A 23,974-nucleotide genomic window follows, 5' to 3' on the forward strand; every position below is an offset into this window, starting at 1 on the left:
CGCCTGCCGCTCAGTGCGAATGACTCGGCACGTCCGCGCCGCGCGTGCCGACCAGGAAGTCGAGGTCGCACCCCTCGTCGGCCTGCAGCACGTGATCGATGTACAGCCGCGCGTAGCCGCCCTTGCCGAGCTGCCCGGCCACGCCGGGCGCCGCGGTCGGATCGACGTCCGACAGGCGGCGCTGCAGTTCGTCATCCGAAATGTCGAGATGCAGCGTGCCGGCCTCGCAGTCGAGCTCGATCCAGTCGCCGTTGCGCACGGCGCCCAGCGGCCCGCCCGCGGCTGCTTCCGGCGCGACGTGCAGCACGACCGTGCCGTACGCGGTGCCGCTCATCCGCGCATCGGAGATCCGCACCATGTCCTTCACGCCCTGACGCAGCAGCTTCGGCGGCAGACCCATGTTGCCGACCTCGGCCATCCCCGGATAACCGCGCGGCCCGCAGTTCTTCAGCACCAGCACCGAGCTCGCGTCCACGTCGAGCGCTTCGTCGTTGATCGTCGCCTTGTAGTGATCGAGGTTCTCGAACACCACCGCGCGACCGCGATGCTTCAGCAGTTCGGGGCTCGCCGCCGACGGCTTCAGCACCGCGCCGCGCGGCGCGAGATTGCCGCGCAGGATGCAGATCCCGCCGTCCGCGATCAGCGGCCGGTCGAGCGGGCGGATCACTTCGTCGTCGAAGTTCGGCGCTTCGCGCACGTTGTCCCACAGCGACTTGCCATTGACCGTCAGTGCGTCGGGGTGCGGCAGCAGCCCGCCTTCGCCGAGCCGGCGCAGCACGGCCGGCAGCCCGCCAGCGTAATAGAACTCCTCCATCAGGAAGCGCCCCGACGGCATCAGGTCGACGATCGTCGGCGTGTCGCGGCCGATGCGCATCCAGTCCTCGAGTTCGAGCGATACGCCAATGCGCCCCGCGATCGCCTTCAGGTGAATCACCGCGTTGGTCGAGCCGCCGATCGCCGCGTTCGCGCGGATCGCGTTCTCGAATGCGGCGCGCGTCAGGACCTTCGACAGCACGAGCCCGTCGAGCGCCATCTCGACGATCCGGATGCCCGACATGTGCGCGAGCACGTAGCGACGCGAATCGACGGCCGGGATCGCCGCGTTGTGCGGCAACGAGACGCCGAGCGCCTCGGCCATGCACGCCATCGTCGACGCGGTGCCCATCGTGTTGCAGGTGCCGGCCGAGCGCGACATGCCGGCTTCGGCCGACAGGAAGTGATGCAGGTCGATCTCGCCGGCCTTGAGCGATTCGTGCAGCTGCCACACCGCCGTGCCCGAGCCGATGTTCTTGCCTTCGAGCTTGCCGTTCAGCATCGGGCCGCCCGACACGACGATCGCCGGGACGTCGCAGCTCGCCGCGCCCATCAGCAGCGCGGGGGTCGTCTTGTCGCAGCCGGCGAGCAGCACGACCGCGTCGATCGGGTTGCCGCGGATCGCTTCCTCGACGTCCATCGACGCCAGGTTGCGCGTGAGCATTGCCGACGGCCGCAGGTTCGATTCGCCGTTCGAGAACACCGGGAACTCGACCGGGAACCCGCCCGCTTCGGAGATCCCGCGCTTCACGTGCTCGGCCAGCTTGCGGAAGTGCGCGTTGCACGGCGTGAGTTCGGACCACGTGTTGCAGATGCCGATGATCGGCCGGCCATCGAACTCGTGATCGGGGATCCCCTGGTTCTTCATCCAGCTCCGGTACATGAAGCCGTTCTTGTCGTTCGTGCCGAACCATTGGGTGGAGCGCAGCCTGGGTTTCGTTGCCGACATCGTCAGTCCTGTGGTGACGGGATACCGGCGCAGTATGGGCAGAATTTTGATAACTCGCTAATGACGTTTTAGGCGATTACGATATCGATTCTGATATCGATATAAACCCGTACGATGCTCGATGCCAGCCCGTGGGGAAACCGCAGCCGCCTGAAGACCCGCCAGCTCCTGCTGGTCGTCGCGCTCGCCGACGAAGGCAGCATCCATCGCGCGGCGGCCGCGCTGAACATGACGCAGCCGGCCGCGTCGAAGCTGCTGCGCGAGCTCGAGGAATCGATCGGCGCGGTGCTGTTCGAGCGGCTGCCGCGCGGGATGCGGCCGACGCTGTATGGCGACGCGCTGATCCGCCACGCGCGCGCGGCACTCGGCAGCCTCGACCAGGCGCGCGAGGAGCTGGCCGCGCTGAAGGCCGGCCATCTCGGGCATGTGGCGGTGGGCGCGATCACGTCGCCGGGGCTGCGGCTCGTGCCGCCGGCCGTCGCGGCCGTGAAGGGGACACATGCGAACGTGCGTGTGTCCGTCGCGATCGACACCAGCAACGCGCTGCTCGAACACCTCGCGCAGGACAAGCTCGACATCGTGCTCGGTCGGCTGTCCGCCGAACACGACAAGCTGCACCTGCGCTACGAGCCGCTGTCGGGCGAACCGGTCGCCGCGGTCGTACGGCCCGGCCATCCGCTGCTCGCGCAGGCGCCGCTGTCGCTCGCCGACGTGCAGCGCGCCGCGTGGGTCATGCCGCCGGCCGGCAGCGTGCTGCGCCATCGCTTCGAGCTCGTGTTCCAGCGCGCGAGCCTCGCGCCGCCCGCGAACGTCGTCGAGACGGCCGCGCTGCTGTTCATCACGCAGTTGATCGAACAGAGCGACATGATCGCCGTGCTCGCGGAGGACGTCGCGCTGTACTACGCGCGACACGGGATCGTCACGGTGCTGCCGCTGGAGATGGATTGCCGGATGGATGATTTCGGGATCATCACGCGCACGGACCGGCTGCCGTCGCCGGCTGTCGAGGTGATGGCCGATGCGATTCGGGCGGCGGCGCGGGAGGTGTACGGGGTCGTGTTGTAACGCGACGCGGCCCGGTTTCGTCGAGCCTGCTCGCCTGTTGAAAGGCACGCATGCGCCCGCGTCCCGCGTTTCGGTTACGCCCGGTGCGCAGCGAGCCCCGCCCGTTCCGCGGCCGGCATCATGCGTCGGCGACCTCGATCACCGGCTCGCACCGGATCGGGAAGTTCACGGAGTTCGCCACATAGCACTTCGCATGCGCGTCATGATGCAGCCGCTCGGCGAGCGCACGATCGTCGCCCGCCTGGATCGTCACGCGCGGATGCAGCACGATTTCGGTAAAGCGCCCCGGCCCTGGGCTGTCGACCATCGTCCCTTCCGCGTCGTCCACATACGCCAGCACGCGGATCCCCGCATCGGAACACAAATGCAGATACCAGAGCTTGTGACACGCCGAGGCCGACGCGAGCAGCAAGTCTTCCGGATTCCAGCGCGCCGCATCGCCGCGGAACGCCGCGTCCGACGAGCCCGGAATGTCCGGCTTCGAACCCGCGCGGATCACGTGATCGCGGCCGTATTCGCGATACCCCGAAGTACCGGTTCCCCGGTTGCCGATCCACTCCACTTCCACGCGATACGTGTGTTCGCCATGCGCCATCTCGCTCTCCTCTGCTATCGGGATATAAGGTCGTCATTTTGGCACCGGAATGCCATTTGGTATACCATTATTCCAAAATGAGGAGCACAGGAACATGGAAGCCAGACTCGATTCGACGGCGGACGCGGTGGCTGCATCGTTGCGGGAGATGATCATCAACGGCGAGTTGCAGGCAGGCGAGCGACTCGTCGAGCGCGACCTCGCCGACCGCTTCGGCATCAGCCGGATTCCGATGCGCGAAGCGATCCAGCGCCTCGAACGCGAAGGATTACTGGATATCTTCAGGAATCGCGGCGCGGTCGTGCGGATGCTGAGCGCATCCGACGTGCAGGAGATCTACGACATGCGCGCGCTGCTCGAAGGCGACGCGATCTACCGCAGCGTGAAGCGGCTCGACGACGAAACGCTCGCGCGCGCCGAACTCGTGCACAGGCTGCTCGGCGAATCGAACGTGCCGCGCCGGCAAGGCGAGCTGAACCGCGAATTCCATGCGCTGCTGTACTCGTGCTGCGGTAACGAGCGGCAGTTGAAGGCGATCGCGGAGCTGCGCAGCCAGGTCGAGCGCTACGAGCGACTGCAGGCGACGTTGCTCGCGGATACGCCGTCATTCCAGGTCGAGCATGAAGAAATCCTGCACGCGTGCCGCGAACGCAATGCACGTGGCGCCCGCGCGATGACGGTCGCGCATCTCGATTCGGCCCGGCGCATCGTGATGCGGCTCGTCGAGGACGATCTGCGCCTTGGGGCGTGATCGAGCCACTCTTGCGATTCCATCTACCGGCCCGCGGCCAGCCTCTACTCAGGCTTAGCCGGTCGGCTTCGGCTTCGGCTTCGGCTTCGGTAACCATGACACTACGCGACGCGCCCCGTGCAGCCGCCTTCGCCCGCTAAGCCATCGCGCGCCGCCCCCGCGCCACCCCCGTCGTCCCTCGCACCACCAGCCTCGGCACCGACGCCGTCCGCACGCGCGATGCATCGTCGACCTGACCGCCCGCCTCGCGCAACGCGTTGAGCAGTTCGACCGCGAGCCCCGCGGCCTCGGCGGTCGGAATCGCGACGGTCGTCAACGTAGGACGCGTATCGCTCGCCAGATGAATATCGGTGATGCCGACGATCGACAGATCGTCGGGCACACGCCGGCCGCGATCGGCGGCCGCGTGCAGCGCGCCGATCGCGGGCAGGTCGTTGGTCGCGACCAGCGCGGTCAGCCCGGGATGCGCGTCGAGCAGCCGGCCCGCCGCACGCACACCGCCTTCGATCGAATCGGGCTCGGCCGCGACGATCGACGCGTCGAGCCCCGCTTCGCGCATCACGTCGACGAAGCCGTCGTAGCGCGCCGCCTGCACGCCGCTCGCCGAGCCGCCGACGATCACGCCGATCGTCTTGTGCCCGAGTTCGACCAGATGCCGCGTCGCAATCCGCCCCGCCTCGCGGAAATCCACCGCGACGCACGGCAAGCCTTCGGGCGGCGCATCGGGCCGCTCCCACAGACACAGCACGACCGGCACGCCGCGCCGCGCGACGTCGACCAGATCCGGCAGGTGCAGGTTCGCGTTGGTCACGAGAATCCCCTCGGAAATCGTGCCGGCGATCTGGTCGAGATACGCGCGCCCCTGCAACGGATCTTCGTTCGTATTGCAGACGATCAGGAATTGCCCGTTACGCCGCACCGCGCGCTCGACCGCGAGCGCGAACTCCGGATAGAACGGGTTCGCGATGCTCGACACCATCAGCGCGACCGTCGGCGCGCGCCCTTCCGCCAGCGCCCGCGCGGCCAGATGCGGCCGGTAGCCGAGCGCCTGCACCGCTTCGAGCACCCGCGCGCGGGTGGCTTCGCCGACCCGGCCGCGGTCGCGCAGCACGTTCGAGACCGTCGCGGCCGTCACGCCGGCGCGACGGGCCACTTCATCCAGTGTCGCCATGATTTGCCCACTATATGAGACGTCGATCCAGTATTTGCTTCGCTCACCGAAGCGGCGCACTATCGCCGCACACCCTGCCGCCCGACCGACGGGCGCGACTCGGCCGCGATCGCGATCGGCTCTTTTTTTGATCGCGTTGCTTAAGCGCTTAAGCATCGACGAAGGCGCATTAGAACATGGAGCGGAGACAATGGCGAGCATCTCGATGCGACGCGTGCAGAAAGCCTATGGCGAGCACGCGCCGGTCATTCGCGACGTCGATCTGGAAATCGGCGCGCACGAGTTCTGCGTGTTCCTCGGCCCGTCCGGCTGCGGCAAGTCGACCCTGCTGCGGATGATCGCGGGCCTCGAGGACCTGAGCGACGGCGAGCTGTCGATCGACGGCCGCCGCGTCGACGACGTGCCGGCCGCCGAGCGCGGCGTCGCGATGGTGTTCCAGAGCTACGCGCTGTTTCCGCACATGACGGTCTACGAGAACATGGCGTTCGGGCTGAAGCTCGCGCGCGTGCCGAAGGCCGAGATCGACCGGAAGGTGCGCGACGCCGCGCGGATCCTGCAGCTCGACACGCTGCTCAAGCGCAAGCCGAAGGCGCTGTCCGGCGGCCAGCGGCAGCGCGTCGCGATCGGCCGCGCGATCGTGCGCGAGCCCGGCGTGTTCCTGTTCGACGAGCCGCTGTCGAACCTCGACGCGGCGCTGCGCGGTCAGACCCGCATCGAGATCGCGAAGCTGCACCGGCAGTTCGAGCGCGCGAGCGTCGTCTACGTGACGCACGACCAGACCGAAGCGATGACGCTCGCCGACAAGATCGTGCTGCTGCACGCCGGCGCGGACACCGCGCGGCACGGCAGCATCGCGCAGGTCGGCGCGCCGCTCGACCTCTATCACCATCCGGCGAGCCGCTTCGTCGCCGGCTTCATCGGCTCGCCGCGGATGAACTTCCTGCCGGCCGTCGTCACCGCCTGCGACGCGCGGCGCACGATCGTCACCGTCGTGCTCTCCGGCGAAACCTTCACGCTGCCGCGCGACGGTTCCGCGCTCGCGGTCGGCGCGGCCGTCACGCTCGGCATCCGCCCCGAACACCTGACGCTCGGCGCCGCGCACGACGCGACGACGCTCGCGCGCGACGTCGCGCTCGTCGAACGCCTCGGCGAGCAGACCTACGTGCACCTCGACCAGCCCGGCGGCACGCCGCTGATCGCAAAGGTGCCCGGCGACGCCCCGCTGCGCCGCGGCGAACGCGTGCACGCGCATGCGCCGGCCGCCGCCTGCCACCTCTTCACCGAAGACGGCCGCGCGGTGCCCGCGTGCGCCGACCTTCCCGTCCACCACTACGCATAAGGATCGGGCATGCGCCTCGGAGTCTGTTACTACCCGGAACACTGGCCGGAATCGATGTGGGCCGACGATGCCCGCCGGATGAAGGCCCTCGGCATCGCGCAGGTGCGGATCGCCGAATTCGCGTGGAGCCGCATCGAGCCGTCGCCGGGCGAATACGACTGGGGCTGGCTCGACCGCGCGATCGACGTGCTCGGCACGGCCGGCCTCGAGATCGTGATGTGCACGCCGACCGCGACACCGCCGAAATGGCTCGTCGACCGTCACCCCGACATCCTCGCGATCGGCGCGGACGGCCGGCCGCGCAAGTTCGGCTCGCGCCGCCACTACGACTTCTCGTCGCCGACCTATCTGGAAGCGTCGCGCCGCATCTGCACCGCGGTCGCCGAACGCTACGGCCGCCACCCGGCCGTGCGCTACTGGCAGACCGACAACGAGCTCGGCTGCCACCAGACGGTCGTCAGCTACTCGCCCGCCGCGCTCGTGCGTTTTCGCGCATGGCTGCAGGCGCGCTACGGCACGATCGACGCGCTGAACCGCGCGTGGGGCACCGTATTCTGGAGCATGGAATACCGGCATTTCGACGAAGTCGATGCGCCGGTCGGCACCGTGACCGAAGCGCATCCGTCGCACCGCCTCGACTACCGGCGCTTCGCGTCGGATGAAGTCGCGCGCTATCACCGGATGCAGGTCGACGTGATCCGCGCGCATTCGCCGGGCCGCCCCGTCGCGCACAACTTCATGCAGCTCTTCACCGAGTTCGATCATTACGAAGTGGCGCGCGACCTCGACGTCGCGACCTGGGACAGCTATCCGCTCGGCGCGCTCGAGGAGCAATGGTTCGCGCCCGACGTGAAGGCGCGCTGGCTGCGCACCGGCCATCCGGATTTCGCGTCGTTCAATCACGACCTCTATCGCGGCATGTCGAAGCTGCCGTTCTGGGTGATGGAGCAGCAGCCGGGCCCCGTGAACTGGGCACAGTGGAACCCCGCGCCGCTGCCGGGCATGGTGCGGCTGTGGAGCTGGGAAGCGTTCGCGCACGGCGCCGGCTGCGTGTCGTACTTCCGCTGGCGGCAGGCGCCGTTCGCGCAGGAGCAGATGCATGCGGGCCTGCACACGCCCGACGACCGGCTCGACGAAGGCGGCCGCGAAGCGCAGCGCGTCGCGCAGGAGATCGCCGCCGTGCTCGACGCAGGTGCCGATGCCGATGCCGACGCGAACGGCGCGGTGCGTGTGCCCGTCGCGCTGGTGTTCGACTACGAAGCGAAGTGGCTGTTCGAAGTGCAGCCGCAAGGCGCCGATTTCCACTACCCGCGCTTCGCGTTCGAGTACTACTCGGCGCTGCGTTCGCTCGGCCTCGACGTCGACATCGTTTCCGCGCACGCGCCGCTCGACGGCTACCGGCTCGTGGTCGTGCCGCCGCTGCCGGTCGTGCCGGACGACTTCGCGGCACGGCTCGCCGCCTCCGGTGCGCATGCGGTGTTCGGCCCGCGCACCGGCTCGAAGACCGCCGACCTGCGGATTCCGCCGACGCTGCCGCCCGGCCCGCTCGCGTCGATCCTGCCGGTGCGCGTGTGGCGCGTCGAATCGCTGCGGCCGAACGTGACCGAGCGGATCGACGGCACGCTGCGCGACGGCGCGCCGCTCACCGGCGACGCGCGTCACTGGCGCGACCTCATCGAACTGCGCGACGACGACGCGCGCAGCGTCGTGCGCGCGCGCTTCGCCGACGGTCATCCGGCGTGTGTGTCGCACGGCACGCTGCACTACTGGGCCGCGCTGTTCGACGACGCGACCACCGCGCGCCTGTTCGCCGACGTCGCGGCCGAAGCCGGCCTGACACCGTCGCCGCTCGGCGACGGCGTGCGCGTGAGCCGGCGCGGCGGCCTGACCTACGTATTCAACTACGGCAGCACGCCGCACACGATCGATGCGGTGCCGCCGTCCGCGTTCGTGGTCGGCGCCGCGCAGGTCGAGCCGCAAGGCGTCGCCGTGTATCGAAGTCGTTCGTAGCAGCCGTTCGTAACAACCGCCCCCGGCGCCGCGACGCGCCGGTCACGCACAACGACAGACAGGAATGGAGACACCCATGACACATCGCCCCCATCGCGTCGCCGCCCGGCTTGCGACCGCCGCCGCCATCGCGTTCGCTTCGTTCGGCGCCGCGGCGCCGGCCGACGCGGGCACGCTGACGATCAACATCGCGTTCAAGGGCGCCAGCCAGCGCGCGGTCTGGCAGTCGACGATCGAAGCGTTCCACAAGGCCCATCCCGACATCGACGTGAAGCCCACCTTCGTCGACGAGGAAGCGTACAAGGTGCAGCTCCCCGCATGGCTCACGACCGTCGCGCCCGACGTCGTGAACTGGCACGCGGGCGAGCGCATGGCGTACTACGCGAGGCGCGGGCTGTTCGAGGACCTGAGCGGCGACTGGAAGAAGAACGGCTGGGACGCGATGTACGCGTCGACGCGCAGCGCGTCGTCCTATAACGGCAAGCAGTATGCTGCGCCGACCGTCTATTACTCGTGGGGGCTGTTCTACCGCAAGGACCTGTTCGGCAAGGTCGGCATCGCCGACGAGCCGAAGACCTGGGACCAGTTTCTCGATGCATGCAGGAAGCTGAAGGCGGCCGGCATCACGCCGATCGCGATCGGCGGCCGCGACGCGTGGACGCTCGCCGGCTGGTTCGACTATCTCGACCTGCGCCTGAACGGCAACGCGTTCCACCAGCAGCTGATGGCCGGCGACGTGCCGTACACCGATCCGCGCGTGAAGAAGGTCTACACGACGTGGAAATCGCTGATCGACTCGGGCTACTTCATCGACAACGCGCTGTCCTACGATCTCGACGGCGCGCAGCCGTTCCTGTTCCAGGGCAAGGCCGCGATGATGCTGATGGGCACCTTCATCGCCGCGGGCTTTCCGCCGAACGTGAAGCAGGAAATGGGCTATTACCGCTTCCCCGTCATCGACCCGAAGGTGCCGACCGCCGAGGACGGCCCGGTCGAATCGCTGCACATCCCGACCAAGGCGAAGAACAAGGCCGACGCGCATACCTTCCTCGCGTTCGTCGAAACGCCCGAGATGGGCGCGAAGCTCGCCGAAGGGCTCGGTTCGCTGTCGGCCAACGGCAAGTCGCCGGAGCCGGCCGATCCGATCTCACGCATCGGCTTCCGGATCCTCGCCGACACCCGGGGCGGCGTCGCGCAGTTCTACGACCGCGACATGACGAAGGAAATGGCCGACGAAGGGATGAAAGGGATGCAGCAGTTCGTCGCGAATCCCGCGCAGCTCGACACCGTGCTCGCGCAACTCGAACAGACCCGCAAGCGGATCTACAAGAAGTAACCGCGTGACCCCTGCGGCGGCCGAATGCCGCCGCATCCGCCCAGGAGGCTTGCCGTGTCCAGTCCGATCACGTCCAGACCCGTCGCAACGGCGGCTGCCCCGGCCGCCCCGGCTACCCCGACCGCACCGCCCGCCGCCGCGCCGCCGGCCCGCAGCTCGCCTGTCGCGCTGCGCGCGCGCCGGCCGTCGCCGGCCGTGCGGCGACAACGGCGCGCCGCGTGGCTCTTTCTCGCGCCCGCGTGCGCAATGGTTGCCGTCTATGTGATCTGGCCGATCCTGTCGACGCTGTGGCTGAGCCTCTGCAACTGGGACGGGATGACCGAGCGCACGTTCGTCGGTCTCGCGAACTACGCCGAGCTGTTGCAAGCGCCGACGTTCTACACCGCGCTGCGCAACAACGTGATCTGGCTCGCGCTGTTCATGCTCGCGCCGCCGCTCGGCCTCGCGCTCGCGCTGTACCTGAACCAGGCGGTCGCCGGCATCCGGCTCGTGAAGTCGCTGTTCTTCGCGCCGTTCGTGCTGTCGGGCGTGGTCGTCGGCCTGATCTTCTCGTGGTTCTACGATCCGACCTTCGGGCTGCTCGCACTGATCGCCGGGCACGGGATCCCGGTGCTCGGCGATGCGCGCTATGCGACCTTCGGCATCGTGTTCGCCGCGCTGTGGCCGCAGACCGCGTACTGCATGATCCTGTACCTGACCGGCCTCACGTCGGTGAACCCGGAGCAGATCGAAGCGGCACGGATGGAAGGCGCGCGCGGCTTCGCGCTGCTGTGGCACGTCGTGCTGCCGCAATTGCGGCCGACCACGTTCATGGCGATCGTCGTCACGGTGATCGGCGCGCTGCGCAGCTTCGACCTGATTTCGGTGATGACGGGCGGCGGCCCGTTCGAGAGCTCGACCGTGCTCGCGTATTACATGTACGACCAGGCGATCAAGTATTACCGGCTCGGCTATTCCGCGTCGATCGCGGTCGTGCTGTTCGCGATCATGCTCGTCTACATCGTGTTCCAGTTGCGCCGCATGTTGCGCAACGAGCAGTGACCTGACCTTCAGGGGAACCATCCATCATGTTTCCGACACCCGTTGCCCACTGGAAGCCGGTATCGCGCCGGCTGTACAAGCTGTCGCTGCCCGTCGCGCTCGTGATCTGGCTGCTGCCGATGATCGCGGTGTTCGTCACGTCGGTGCGCTCGACCGAGGAGCTGGTCGAAGGTCACTACTGGGGCTGGCCGCGGCACTTCTCGATGATCGAGAACTATCGCGACGCGCTGACCACGTCGCCGATGCTGCATTACTTCTGGAACAGCGTGCAGATCACGGTGCCGTCGGTGCTCGGGTCGATCGCGCTCGCGGCGATGGCCGGATTCGCGCTGGCGACTTACCGGTTTCGCGGGAATGCCGCGCTGTTCGGGACGTTCGTCGCGGGGAATTTCGTGCCGGTGCAGGTGCTGATGATTCCGGTTCGCGACTTGTCGCTCAGGCTCGGCGTGTTCAATACGGTCGAGGCGTTGATTCTCTTTCACGTCGCGTTTCAGACGGGGTTCTGTACGCTGTTTCTGCGCAATTTCATCAAGCAGTTGCCGTTCGAGCTGATCGAGGCGGCGCGGATCGAAGGCGCGGGAGAGTGGACGGTGTTCTGGCGGATCGTGTTGCCGTTGATCCGGCCGGCGCTGGCCGCGCTCGCGATTCTCGTGTTTACGTTCGTGTGGAACGATTACTTCTGGGCGCTGTGTCTCACGCAAGGTGACGAGGCCGCGCCGATTACCGCGGGTGTGGCGGCGCTGAAGGGGCAATGGACGACGTCCTGGAACCTTGTTTCGGCCGGGTCGATTCTCGCAGCGTTGCCGTCGGTCGCGATGTTCTTCGCGATGCAGAAGCATTTCGTCGCGGGGCTCACGTTTGGGGCGACGAAAGGTTGAACTCGCCCTGACCGCCGATCGCGGATTCGCATCTCCCCCTCTTCATCGAGAGGATTGCCCGTTTCGGCGGGCTTTTTTTATTTTTTCGAGGTTGGATGGATGTCGCTTGACGCCGCGATGCAAACTTTCGCCATAGACCAAATTCAACAATCACAATGTGCAAGCCTACCGCGTCGGATAAGCGCTCAACCACAACGCCCTAAGCCATCGGTTGCAATCCACGACCTTGTAACTGGCCCCCCAGATCAACCGCAAGACTATGTTTCGAATCCGCCTACTGTGCACCACACAAGACATTCAATAAACGGCCTTCGGCGTCGATTTCATTGCGCTCCCCGGGGAAAGGGATCAACCAAATCCTTTGAGCGCAACCAGCCAAACGTGATACGACCATCAAATTTCGGCCCTGTATTGACGTAGCGGACATATGAGAACTCACCACGCACTTTTAGAACAACGACGGCATCGCCACTTATGAGGTAAGAATTTTTGACTATGAATTTACCGCCTTTTATATCGTGCAAGTTGGATTTCTTCGTGACCAAACGAATACCAAGCGCTGGAATTTCACTTGACGTGAAAAATTCTTTTGCCGATATATCTGGCGGGTCCGCAGAGAAGATGCCTTGCACGCTGCTGCAACCGGCCTGCGGGCTCACTGTTCCAAGAACCCACCCCTCATATTTTTTATATAAATAGCCATCGATGTCGTAATTTTTGTCCCGATCTTCAAAATCGAGAGATCCATCTCCACTAAGAAAGGTGTTGATCCTGAAGGCAGAGTAATCCGCTTTGTCAGGATATTTTTCATCAAACACCCCATAAAACAAGAAATAGCAAGATCCATTTTCACCAATTCTTGAGTAAATCCCGGTTACACGATTGGAATTCACAAACGCAATCAAGTATGGCTGCCGAAATAGAACAGCACTCCCGGCAAATACCGAGCCAGACATTGTCAACGCCGCTGCAAACAACAGCCTCTTACCCAAAAGATCCATAAAATTTCACAATATTATCCTGACCAGTTGAGACTTGATAGAACGGCGTCCTGATTCGCCCATGTTTTCCGGATCAAAGCCCGAACGATTTTTCCGGCATTTTGATCAACCCGATACGTCGCAGCGGCATTCTCGGCCCCGCCCGACCCGACAATGCCGCTCGCGCCCTAGTGCGTAAAATCGCGACCACCCCGTTTATCAAGCAGCATCGATCAACGCAGAGCCTGATACCTCGATAAATAATTATTAATATCTTATTTTTTAGGAAAGGGATCCACCAAATCCCTTGTACGCACCCACCCAAAAGTAACGCGCCCCTTGAACTTCGGCCCAGCACCTACGTAACGAATGTATGAAAAATCACCTTGATTTTTCATTACGATCACACCATCCCCCTCTACAAGATAGGATTTTCGTGCCATAAATTTTCCGTCGCGATTGTCATAAAAAACCGCTTCACCCTTCACAATACGAATTCCGATGGCCGGAAACTCTCGAATTACATGATAGGTGACCGATCTAAAGTCTTTTGGTCCAAACGCGAATACTCCTGTTGCATTTTCACACCCAGCCTGACCAATCTCAGTCTGTATAACCCACTCACTGTCGCGTCGATACAAAATCCCTTTGATGTCGAATGCTTTATTCCTATTCCGAAACTCCGGGGATAACTCACCCAAAACGAAAGTAAGTAACGGCGTATCAACATAACCCTCAACACTCACACTACTTGGCCTATCACCGTTCTCTACAAACAAGAAGCTGCAAGAAAATTTTTCATTCCCAGAATCATAAAAACCCGATATAGCCCTCCCGTTGCGAAATCCGATTAAACTTGGATCATTGAACAGAATCGCCTCACCAGCAAAGGACAAACGCGAAATCGACGCAAAGAATAAAGGCACAATGAATTTACTTGAACTGCTCATAGAATTTTTTGAGATTTTCAGCGTAGTGAGGATTCTTCGTGCGCCAGCGCCTACCATTGTATGAAGTCGCAACCTGCTCCCATTTGTGCCCTCTCAATCCGTCAACACCAGCACGCTTCTCTTTTTTCATAAAGGCAATAAATATTTCCATCTGCCCATCCGTTCCAGATATAAATTTATTGGCAAACTCTGCCGGCGTCGAACACCCACACGATGAATAGTACTCTCCCAGAATTTGAAAACCTCCCCAAGAGCATGATTGTATGGCGATATCAAAATCAAGAGCCGCAGCACGAATCAGCTTTTCATATTGATTCAGGCCGTTTCCGCCATATTGATCTCCGTTTGGGAAGCAGAGATCGGGGAATTTTGGATAAGGATTTTCGGGGAAATCCTTTCTTTTGGACGAATGCACTTTCTTCTTGGCAGCGCCAGTCGCTTTTGCGCTCTTCGATTCTGCCGCTTCCTTTTCCGCCCCCCTTTCCTTCTCCTCTGCCTCCTTGTCGCGCTTCTTTACGGATAGATCAAAGAAGTGCCGTCGTTCATACAGTATGGGAGGAAGTCCATTTTCCAGAAATGGATGGCCTTGAGATTCCTGTTGAACCAGCGCCTTAATGGCGGCGACTTCTACATTAAGTTCGCTAGCCATGCGCTGATACTGCATATCCGAAAAAAACTCTGGCTTTGGGTAACTCAGCCTCGAACCAAAAATGCTGAATGCTACGGTGCGCGGCTCACCCGTGTTCACCACCTTATAGTGGTGTTCAATTGTAATCCTGGTTTTCTTCTTGTGTGTTTTTTGATCGACAGTGACTTCCTTGTTTTTCTTGGAAAAATCTTTTTTTACCCGGCCTTGCTCGGTTACTTTTTGCGTCCATGCAATGTATTGACCAAATTCCTTGACCAATCTCTCGATCGTCATAACTTCGCCCTCTTTCACAACCGGAAGATTTAGATTCTGCTCAAACTCGTCCTTTGGGGTGAGTTGTGTAGTGGACTCCAAGTGATATTCGGGACTGACGATGGTGAACGCGCTGATATCCTTCTTGGGGACAATTTGGGCTTTCCAGGCAAATTCCCCACGACGATTCTTGACGAACACATCTATCGGTTGGTTGCGAGCCGCATTCGTGATCGTCACCGCAAAGCCATCCTTGTCGGTGGTCGCCTCCGTCTTGTTGTCCAAAATGGGCGACGAGCGCGCGGTCGATTCGGCTTTGCTATTCGGTGGTGTTTTTGCAGGCGCCGCCGCCGAGCTCGATACCGCTTCAGGTAAGGCCGCGGCACCGTAAACGGGTGTCGCAGCTGACGCATTGCTCTGTGTTGCCGAATCCTCTTGGATGATCGTTGGATCGGGGCCGGTTTCCCACGCTGGGGCCGGCCGTGCGTTTTTGCCAGACGTCAATTGGACGGCCAGGCCTTCGATAGGCTTTTTCAACACGTCGCGAAAAAGCACGGTTACCACCACGAATGCAGCTGGTTGAGCCTTCGGTGCCGGTGCGTCGGCGGATTGTGCGTTCGACACTTGCTCTCCCTATCGATTTCGCGGATATCAGAAGTTGAATCGGTCAAGTTTCCTGCTGCTCGTCGACCGGGTCTTCGCTCGCGTCGTCGACTGCTTCGTCATGGTCGTAAGCATCTTCAATCGCTAGCCAGTCGCCGCCACCGATCTCACACTTCACGTTCATTGGTGTAGGTGTGTGAACGGCTGCCGTTTCGCCGTCGAGTAGCCCGCCCTGCTGCTGAAGTGTTCCGTCCGGCAAATAGATGCGATATGTCTGCGCTTGCAGCGCTTCCCCGACACCAAGATTCGCGATGACCGAAGATACGTCGAAAGTCTGCGTATATTCATGGTTCAGGTTTTGCTGCAACGTGCTGACAGGCAGCGGCGGGATGGAATAGCGCATACTGCTCGGCCCACTAAACGCATGCTGCGCTCCCTTGAACTCGACGGTCCCGGGTGCATGCCCGCGGATATTGCCGCCTTCAAGGGTGATTGATGCGCCGCCCGCGGTGAGCACCAGCTTTCCACCCGCTGCGATCTCGACGTCGCCTTGTGCCAGCAGTTTGAGGACTGCTTTAGCGATCACCTCGACATCCGCGTCATGCGACTGGATCTGCACGGGTCCCTTGGTGAACAGCCTGATCGCCGTCTGCGAGAACATCCCAATGGCTTTGGCGGCATTTACGATAAATGCTCCTGCTGATCCGATATGCGTGTTCAGGCCGCTGACCACATTGATATGGCGATCTGCCGTCATGTGCAGCGAGTCTTGCGTAGACGTGCCGATGCCGAACGGGCTAGCGAGTAGCAGAATCGCCTTCTTGAACGCGTTCGCACTGCCAGTCCCGCCGCCTGCAGTACGACCGCCGCCGGCTTCCAGCGTCTCCGGCTGCTGGGTGGCGTCCGTGAACTGCTTGAGCGAAGCGTGGCTCTCTTTCAAGCTGTCCGCGTGGTGCTGCACGCCTACGTTCGACAGCGCCTCAACGAGGCTTTCGGCGCTAATCAATTGACCCTGCGCTTCCTTGACGTCAAGCTGATCATCGTTGTGCGCCTTCGCGTGCGTTCCGATATATGCACCACGATTCGCCCGCATACCGAGATAATCATCCGTATGCAGCAAAGCCCCTTTTCCGAGGTATCGGCCCCGCGCGTTGTTATTGCCCGCATGGTCAATCAGAACCCCTTGGTGGTACAGGCTGTAGCTGTTCCCGACCCTGCCCGTGTAGGTGGTCAGTCGTGTAGCCCCTTGATGTGTCGCATCGTCGTGTACGAACGCGTTGTAAGCACCACTCTTACCGAAGCCATTCGACATGAGGCCCGAGAGGAGCACGTTGGTATGCCATTGTGGGGGTGTCGTTTGGGATGGCAGGCGCCCGAGCACATACGGCCGGTCACAATCACCCTGGAAGTAGTCGACGAGGACCCATTCGTCTTTGCGCGGCACATGAACGCCACCATAGCCATATCCGGTGTCGGCCTGCATCACCAGCAGTGGCGGTGACGTTTGCGTCCGGTTCCTTCCGTCGCGCTCGTCCCACGGGTAGATCACGTAAATGCGATTGCGCTCGTCGGCCCATGCTTCCTCATTATCCGGGCCATTCACGAGCGCGTGCTCGGCATACATCAGCGGCTTTCCATGCTCGAATGGACTGCGATACTCGATGTTGGTCCGCTGCGCATCTACTTTGACCAAGTAGATGCCGCCCAGGCCATCGATGGGATTGGCTCGCGAGCTAAACTGCGTGCCATAGTCCTGGCGCAAGTCGGACAATGCGCTCTGCAAACTCAGTGGATAGGTCGCAGCGTGATTAGATAGCGGCACATTGTTCTCAATGAGCCACTCAACCTCGACGACCATGAACTCCCGAAGGTTCGAATCGAACGTCATATGCCGCGTGTGATGCTCGAGCGTGAAACGCGATCCGGCGTCGAGCCATCGCACACCGCCGAGACCAATGTATCGCCGGGCGGCGGAAGTCCAAGCCTGGGTTCTATTGGATGCACGTCGTCGCCCCTCGTCCGAGTTCGGGTAGGCATACGACAGGGCTTCACGAATAATCATGGGCGCATACGGAACGCTGCGCCTCACCTGCTGACGTCGCTCTTCGGTCACATAGGTGCTTGCGCTATCACCCAAGTCACTGCGCACCGAATAATTCCGTTGCGGATTCTTGTAATTGAAGGAGGTTGTCGCGTAGGCAAGACTTTGTGCAGTCTGAGTCACCGCCCATTGCGTGAAGCCATCTACCTCGTCGCTAATTGCATCGTTGAAAAATTCGATCGGTTTCGCATCAGGCAAGGCAGAAAGCCGATCGACTATGACGAGTGTTGACACGCGTGGATCGTCTTCATACTGGACTGGCGCATGCTCGAAATAAAAGTACCATCCTTCGTCTTCGAGAATTCTATGGAAAAAGTTCAGATCTGTTTCGCTCTGCCGCGTGTACGATCGCGCACGTGGCTCGTCCCACAGGACGAAACGTACTCGCCCGGCAAGCTGCGGGTAGGCTCCCAGCAACTCAGAGAGAATTTCCCGTGCGCTTTTATTGAACCAATGATCGTTCTTGCTCGCCTTGCCGAGAAAGAAAAGCGCCGACTCGAACTCAATCTGGTAGACGGTCAGATTTCCGTCTTGCCCGAGCGTGTGGAATTTGTGAACGAAACCGTGAATCGGGCGATAGACTGATTCAACAAATGGCTTGGAGGTTTGCTGAATAAACAGCGTGACAGGCTGATGCTCGAGTTCCAGGTTATCGATATCGTCACGTAACGAAACGACGTCGACCACCCAGCGATAGCCTCGCCCGACTCTGGACCATCCCTTTGCGCGCACTGGAATGAGCGTTTGCGCCCCCAGCGGGGAGCGGAACATAAGCAGTCGCTCGTGCTGCATCAAGCCCCGATGTATCGACTCGTAAAGCGTAGCCGCCCGCAATCTTGCGGGATCGACGGGTGGAAAAACCATTTCCTTTCCTTGTCTCTCAGGTTCAACCGCCAAGGAAGCGACGCGGGTGACGGTCGGCCATTGCGACGATGAGTCGCTCGCTCGATTCTATTCAGGATTGAGCGGAGCTATATATGTGACCAAGTACTTGAAAATGGTTTATCTCTGAAAATGGAGATCCCCGTGCGCTCAATTCATAATCTCAAATATTTTCGAAAGATTAGCGCAACAACCCCGTTTCCGGGCCGGGAGTATCTCAAATTAGCAGCCGTTCCCTTCCTACACGGAAATTGGATGGCAACCTTTAAATTTCACAGAATGTGGCAAAACGATATATATGCCACGCTTTCTGCTAACGCACATTGGCAGACATCCATCGTCGCACCGATGATCGTACCGGCAGGCGTGGACAGTCGGGTGCCTAGACCGACATCCACCTGCACGTAGGCTTTGAAGGGGGCCCCAGAGGATCCGCCATGCTACTTGGACGCTTTGTCACGGCTACCCGATTTGCCCGCCGGCCTGCCTGCCCCCAGCCGGCTTGCCCGCAGGTCTGCTGCGCGGCCTTGTCACGCTGAACGGACTGCCGATCGTGTAGTCCGGTCCGTTACCGGCCGGCTTCGCGTGCGGTGCCGCCGGCTTGCGCTTGCTTTCTCCGCCTGGCGCCTGCGGGCGCGGCATTTTACCGGGCACCGGCTGGCGTGCCGCGCACCATATACGTCATATTATGATGTAATAGTCGATCAAACCGCATCGTCAACGCACTTCGTTTGATTGACGTCATCGTACGAACGCACCGGTGCTTTCTCAAGTCCACCCTTCAAGCCGCAACGTCGAGCGCACGAGCCGCTGCTCCTCCTCTTCGATCTCGCGCAGATACTCGACGCACTGCCGGATATGCTCGCTCGCCGCCTTGCGCGCCTGGTCGGGCAGCCGCCCGGTCACCGCGTTGTAGAGCCGCGCGTGCTGGCGGTCGATCTGCTTCTTCAACGGCTCACGGTGATAGAGGTTGTTCACCGACGCGAACACGGAACTGAGCAGCAGATCGGTCAGCGACCGCAGCGTATTGACGAGCACCGGATTGTGCGACGCCTCGCAGATCGCGAGATGGAACGCATGGTCGAGCTTCGCGCGCGCGGCCGGGTCGAGATCCAGCGCGTCGGCCGCCGTCATTTCCTCGTAGCGGCGCTTGATCAGGATGAAGTCGGCGGGCGTCCCGCGCAGCGCGGCGAGCCGCGCGGCTTCGGTCTCGAGCATCCCGCGCACCTCGAACAGGTCGTACAGCGTGCGCGGCTGCGAGCCGAGCAGATGCATCATCGGCGAGACTTCGCGTTGCGGGGTCAGGCTCGCGACGAACGAACCCTTGCCGTGCGTCGTCTCGATGATTCCGCGCGCGCGCAGCAGCTTCATTCCTTCACGCACGGCCGTGCGCGACACGCCGAGCTTCTCGGTCAGCCGCCGCTCGGACGGCAGCGCCTGCCCGGCCTTCAGCACGCCGTCGACGATCAGTTGCTCGATCCGCTCGGCGACGACATCGGCGACGTTGCGCGCCGGCGCTTGTCGATCCCGCATTTCCATACTGGTATGACCACTTCGGACGATGATCGCCGATTTTCTCACAAACCCTTGTGTTGATTGGGTTTTCCGTCACATCAAACCCTACGTCACAGGCCTCCCTCGAAAAACTGGTATGACCACATCCGCGACGTCTGGACACGCCCCCGCCGCCCGCCAAGAATGCCGTCCATCCGGCACGCCGCGCCTCCCGCGGCCGACTGCAGGGTGGAGACGGAGACACACGATGAGTTTCACCTACGACGAACGGATCGACGGCCCGCTGGCAACCGTCGACCGCGACACGCTCGTCGCCGCGCTCAACGCGGCGGCGCCCGGCCTCGACGTGCTGCACGAACGCGAGGCGCTGAAGCCGTTCGAATGCGACGGTCTCGCCGCGTATCGCACGGTGCCGCTCGCGGTGGTGCTGCCCGACACGGTCGAGCAGGTGCGCGCGGTGCTGCGCGTCGCGGCCGCGCACGGCGTGCCGGTCGTCGCGCGCGGCGCGGGCACCGGGCTGTCGGGCGGCGCGATGCCGCTCGAAAAGGGCATCCTGCTCGTGATGGCGAAGTTCAGCCGGATTCTCGCCATCGACGCCGACGCCGGCATCGCGCGCGTGCAGCCCGGCGTGCGCAACCTCGCGATCTCGCAGGCGGCCGCGCCATACGGCCTCTACTACGCGCCCGATCCGTCGTCGCAGATCGCCTGCTCGATCGGCGGCAACGTCGCCGAAAACGCGGGCGGCGTGCACTGCCTGAAATACGGCCTGACGGTGCACAACATCCTGAAGGTCGAGATCGTGACGATCGACGGCGACACGCTCACGCTCGGCGCCGACGCGCTCGACGCCCCCGGCTTCGACCTGCTCGCACTGTTCACCGGCTCCGAGGGGATGCTCGGCATCATCACCGAAGTGACCGTGAAGCTGCTGCCGAAACCGCCGAGCGTCAAGGTGCTGATGGCGAGCTTCGACGACGTCGCAGAAGCCGGCACCGCGGTCGCGCGGATCATCGGCGCAGGCGTGATTCCCGGCGGGCTGGAAATGATGGACAACCTGGCGATCCGCGCGGCCGAGGACTTCATCCACGCGGGCTATCCGGTCGACGCGCAGGCGATCCTGCTGTGCGAACTCGACGGCGCGGCCAGCGACGTCGAGGAAGACGCCGACCGTGTCGCCGCGCTGCTGCGCGACGCCGGCGCGTCGGAGATCCGCGTCGCACGCGACGAAGCGGAGCGCCAGCGCTTCTGGGCCGGCCGCAAGAATGCGTTCCCGGCGGTCGGCCGCATGTCGCCCGACTACTACTGCATGGACGGCACGATCCCGCGCCGCGAGCTGCCGCGCGTGCTCGAAGGGATCGCCGCGCTGTCCGCCGAATACGCGCTGCCGGTCGCGAACGTGTTCCACGCGGGCGACGGCAACATGCATCCGCTGATCCTGTTCGACGCGAACCATCCCGGCGAGCTCGACCGCGCGGAAGCGCTCGGCGGCAAGATCCTCGAACTGTGCGTCGCGGTGGGCGGCAGCATCACCGGCGAACACGGCGTCGGGCGCGAGAAGATCAACCAGATGTGCGTGCAGTTCAACGCCGATGAAATCACGTTCTTCCACGCGGTGAAGACTGCGTTCGATCCGCAGCGCCTGCTCAATCCGGGCAAGAACATCCCGACGCTGCATCGCTGTGCCGAATTCGGTGCGATGCACGTCCATCACGGCAAGCTGCCGTTTCCCGAACTGGAGCGCTTCTGATGCGACGCGAACGCGAACGCGAACCCGAATCGATCGACGACAGCGCCGCGCTCGTCGCGCAGGTCGACGCAGCAATCCACGCTCGCCAGCCGCTGCATATCCGCGGCGCCGGCACGAAGGCGTTCGTCGGCCGCGCCGTCGAAGGCCGCACGCTCGACGTGCGCACGCACCGCGGCGTCGTCGCGTACGACCCGACCGAACTCGTCATCACCGCACGCGCGGGCACGCCGCTCGCCGAACTCGAAGCGATGCTCGACGCGGCCGGCCAGATGCTGCCGTGCGAGCCGCCCGCGTTCGGCGGCGCGGCGACGGTCGGCGGGATGTTCGCGGCCGCACTGGCGGGGCCGCGCCGCCCGTGGGCCGGCGCGGTGCGCGATTTCGTGCTCGGCTGCCGCGTGATCACCGGCCACGCGAAACACCTGCGCTTCGGCGGCGAGGTGATGAAGAACGTCGCGGGCTACGACGTGTCGCGGCTGCTCGCGGGCAGTTTCGGCTGCCTCGGCGTCGTGACCGAGGTATCGCTGAAGGTGCTGCCGAAGCCGCGCTCCACCGGCAATCTCGCGTTGCTGCTCGACGCGGGCGAAGCCGTGCAACGCGTCGCCGCATGGCGCCGCGCGGGGCTGCCGCTCGCGGGCGCGTGCCACGCGGACGGCCTACTGCATGTGCGGATCGAAGGCGGCGAGGGCTCGGTGAAGGCCGCGCGCGACACGATCGGCGGCGAGCAGATGGACGATCGCGACGACGGATTCTGGGCGCGGCTGCGTGACCTGTCGCTGCCGTTCTTCGACGATCCGCGCCCGCTGTGGCGCATGTCGGTGCCGGCCGCCGCACCGCTCGACGCGCTGTCCGGCGTGCAGCTGGTCGACTGGGGCGGCGCGCAGCGCTGGCTGAAGAGCGACGTGGCACCGGCCGACGTGCAGCGGTTCGCCGCGCAGTGGGGCGGGCACGCGACCTGCTTCACGCCCGGCACGACGCCCGAGCCGTTCCAGCCGCTGCCGCCCGCGCTGCTGCGCGTGCATCGGCAGTTGAAGGCGCAACTCGATCCGCATGCGATTTTCAATCCCGGCCGCCTGTACGCGGACGTCTGACGCCAACCCGACTTCAAACCGCCGATGCAAACCAATCTCAGCGAAGCCAGCAAGGCCCTCGACCGGGCCGACGAAGCGGAAGCGATCCTGCGCGCGTGCGTGCACTGTGGCTTCTGCAATGCGACCTGCCCGACCTACCAGGTGCTCGGCAACGAGCTCGACGGGCCACGTGGGCGCATCTACCTGATCAAGCAGATGCTCGAAGGCGAGCCGTGCGGCGAGCGCACGCAGCAGCATCTGGACCGTTGCCTGACCTGCCGCAACTGCGAGACGACCTGCCCGTCCGGCGTGCGCTATCACACGCTGCTCGACATCGGCCGCGCGGAAGCCGAGAAGCGCGCGCGGCGCCCGGCGCGCGAGCGCCTGTTGCGCGCGGGCCTGCGTCACGTCGTGCCGCGGCCGGCGACGTTCGCCGCGCTGCTGAAGACCGGCCGCGCGCTGCGTCCGCTGCTGCCCGGCACGCTGCAGGACAAGATTCCGGCCGCCGTGCCCGCCGCCACGCCGCGCCCGCCGGTGCGCCACGCACGACGCGTGCTGATGCTGGAAGGCTGCGTGCAGCCGTCGCTGTCCCCGAACACCAACGCGGCCGCGGCACGCGTGCTCGACCGGCTCGGCATCAGCGTCACGCCGGCGCGCGAGGCGGGCTGCTGCGGTGCGACCGAATATCACCTGAACGCGCAGGCTGCCGGTCTCGCGCGCGCACGCCGCAACATCGATGCATGGTGGCCGGCGATCGAGGCCGGCGCGGAAGCGATCGTGCTGACGGCGAGCGGGTGCGGCGCGTTCGTGAAGGAATACGGCGATCTGCTGCGCTCCGACCCCGTCTACGCGGACAAGGCACGGCGCGTCAGCGCGCTCGCGCGCGACCTCGCGGAAGTCATCGCGGCCGAACCGCTCGACGCGCTGGCCGATACGACGCAGCGCCGCGTCGCGGTCCACTGCCCGTGCACACTGCAGCATGCGCAGCGGCTCGGCGGCGCGGTGGAAAGCATCCTGACGCGGCTCGGCTTCGATCTGACGAATGTCGCCGACGGCCACCTGTGCTGCGGCTCGGCCGGCACCTATGCGCTGACGCAGCCCGAGCTCGCGACGAAACTGCGCGACAACAAGCTCGATGCACTCGAAGCCGCACGGCCGGACCTGATTGTCACGGCCAACATCGGCTGCCAGACTCACCTGAACGGCGCGGGCCGCACGCCCGTGCGCCACTGGATCGAGCTCGTCGACAACCGATTCGCCAACTGACCGCTGACTCCGGA

The 23,974-nt window shown here is 63.7% G+C and carries 18 protein-coding genes; 10 read left to right on the forward strand and 8 right to left on the reverse strand.

The window, feature by feature from the left end; all coding sequences use genetic code 11:
- Positions 1-10: 10 nt before the first annotated feature.
- On the reverse strand, positions 11-1,762 hold the full coding sequence (locus PI86_RS03190) for an IlvD/Edd family dehydratase (RefSeq protein WP_039318643.1): 1,752 nt from the start codon (positions 1,760-1,762) through the stop codon (positions 11-13).
- A gap of 114 nt (positions 1,763-1,876) precedes the next feature.
- On the opposite strand from PI86_RS03190, the gene PI86_RS03195 reads away from it, so the two are divergent.
- The gene (locus PI86_RS03195; protein WP_039318644.1) at positions 1,877-2,827 is read left to right on the forward strand and encodes a LysR substrate-binding domain-containing protein; all 951 of its coding nucleotides are present in this window, start codon (positions 1,877-1,879) and stop codon (positions 2,825-2,827) included.
- A gap of 118 nt (positions 2,828-2,945) precedes the next feature.
- Here PI86_RS03195 and PI86_RS03200 read toward each other — a convergent pair whose 3' ends face one another.
- Entirely contained in the window at positions 2,946-3,422 is a 477-nt protein-coding gene (locus PI86_RS03200) for an OsmC family protein (RefSeq protein ID WP_039318645.1), read from the reverse strand.
- 94 nt (positions 3,423-3,516) lie between these two features.
- Between PI86_RS03200 and PI86_RS03205 the strand changes: the two genes are divergently transcribed.
- Positions 3,517-4,173, forward strand: a complete 657-nt coding sequence (locus PI86_RS03205; protein WP_039318646.1) for a GntR family transcriptional regulator — start codon at positions 3,517-3,519, stop codon at positions 4,171-4,173.
- 136 nt (positions 4,174-4,309) lie between these two features.
- Here PI86_RS03205 and PI86_RS03210 read toward each other — a convergent pair whose 3' ends face one another.
- A complete protein-coding gene (locus tag PI86_RS03210; protein ID WP_039318647.1) occupies positions 4,310-5,344 on the reverse strand; it encodes a LacI family DNA-binding transcriptional regulator in 1,035 nt (344 codons plus the stop codon).
- Positions 5,345-5,534: 190 nt separating this feature from the next.
- Between PI86_RS03210 and PI86_RS03215 the strand changes: the two genes are divergently transcribed.
- The 5 genes from PI86_RS03215 (at position 5,535) to PI86_RS03235 (ending at position 11,948) form a co-directional block, all read left to right on the forward strand.
- Positions 5,535-6,683: an ABC transporter ATP-binding protein gene (locus PI86_RS03215; protein ID WP_039318648.1), complete on the forward strand. Its 1,149-nt coding sequence runs from the start codon at positions 5,535-5,537 to the stop codon at positions 6,681-6,683.
- Between the two features lie 9 nt (positions 6,684-6,692).
- Positions 6,693-8,693, forward strand: a complete 2,001-nt coding sequence (locus PI86_RS03220; RefSeq protein ID WP_039318649.1) for a beta-galactosidase — start codon at positions 6,693-6,695, stop codon at positions 8,691-8,693.
- A gap of 76 nt (positions 8,694-8,769) precedes the next feature.
- Positions 8,770-10,029: an ABC transporter substrate-binding protein gene (locus PI86_RS03225; protein ID WP_039318650.1), complete on the forward strand. Its 1,260-nt coding sequence runs from the start codon at positions 8,770-8,772 to the stop codon at positions 10,027-10,029.
- A 54-nt stretch (positions 10,030-10,083) separates the two neighbouring features.
- Positions 10,084-11,070 carry a carbohydrate ABC transporter permease gene (locus PI86_RS03230; protein ID WP_039318651.1) on the forward strand — a complete coding sequence of 329 codons (987 nt, stop codon included), beginning with the start codon at positions 10,084-10,086 and terminating at the stop codon, positions 11,068-11,070.
- A 26-nt stretch (positions 11,071-11,096) separates the two neighbouring features.
- Positions 11,097-11,948 (forward strand): carbohydrate ABC transporter permease, encoded by an 852-nt coding sequence (locus PI86_RS03235; protein ID WP_039318652.1) that lies wholly within the window; start codon positions 11,097-11,099, stop codon positions 11,946-11,948.
- Positions 11,949-12,271: 323 nt separating this feature from the next.
- Here the strand turns inward: PI86_RS03235 and PI86_RS16830 are convergent, their stop codons facing one another.
- The 5 genes from PI86_RS16830 to glcC form a co-directional block, all read right to left on the reverse strand.
- Positions 12,272-12,949: a hypothetical protein gene (locus PI86_RS16830; RefSeq protein ID WP_152608033.1), complete on the reverse strand. Its 678-nt coding sequence runs from the start codon at positions 12,947-12,949 to the stop codon at positions 12,272-12,274.
- Between the two features lie 254 nt (positions 12,950-13,203).
- Positions 13,204-13,878: a hypothetical protein gene (locus PI86_RS16835; RefSeq protein ID WP_152608034.1), complete on the reverse strand. Its 675-nt coding sequence runs from the start codon at positions 13,876-13,878 to the stop codon at positions 13,204-13,206.
- Positions 13,862-15,403 carry an N-acetylmuramidase domain-containing protein gene (locus PI86_RS03240; RefSeq protein WP_235362675.1) on the reverse strand — a complete coding sequence of 514 codons (1,542 nt, stop codon included), beginning with the start codon at positions 15,401-15,403 and terminating at the stop codon, positions 13,862-13,864. Before PI86_RS03240 ends, PI86_RS16835 begins: the two co-directional genes overlap by 17 nt.
- 43 nt (positions 15,404-15,446) lie before the next feature.
- Positions 15,447-18,347, reverse strand: a complete 2,901-nt coding sequence (locus PI86_RS03245; protein WP_052319350.1) for a type VI secretion system Vgr family protein — start codon at positions 18,345-18,347, stop codon at positions 15,447-15,449.
- A 786-nt stretch (positions 18,348-19,133) separates the two neighbouring features.
- Positions 19,134-19,904 (reverse strand): transcriptional regulator GlcC, encoded by a 771-nt coding sequence (gene glcC / locus PI86_RS03250; RefSeq protein WP_039318653.1) that lies wholly within the window; start codon positions 19,902-19,904, stop codon positions 19,134-19,136.
- A 223-nt stretch (positions 19,905-20,127) separates the two neighbouring features.
- On the opposite strand from glcC, the gene glcD reads away from it, so the two are divergent.
- The 3 genes from glcD to glcF are packed head-to-tail and all read left to right on the forward strand — an operon-like array spanning position 20,128 to position 23,960.
- Positions 20,128-21,627 (forward strand): glycolate oxidase subunit GlcD, encoded by a 1,500-nt coding sequence (gene glcD, locus PI86_RS03255; protein ID WP_039318654.1) that lies wholly within the window; start codon positions 20,128-20,130, stop codon positions 21,625-21,627.
- Positions 21,627-22,715 (forward strand): glycolate oxidase subunit GlcE, encoded by a 1,089-nt coding sequence (glcE, locus tag PI86_RS03260; RefSeq protein ID WP_039318655.1) that lies wholly within the window; start codon positions 21,627-21,629, stop codon positions 22,713-22,715. Before glcD ends, glcE begins: the two co-directional genes overlap by 1 nt.
- Before the next feature lie 24 nt (positions 22,716-22,739).
- Positions 22,740-23,960, forward strand: a complete 1,221-nt coding sequence (gene glcF, locus PI86_RS03265) for a glycolate oxidase subunit GlcF (protein WP_039318656.1) — start codon at positions 22,740-22,742, stop codon at positions 23,958-23,960.
- Positions 23,961-23,974: the final 14 nt, after the last annotated feature.

The organism is Burkholderia sp. A9 (assembly GCF_000801975.1).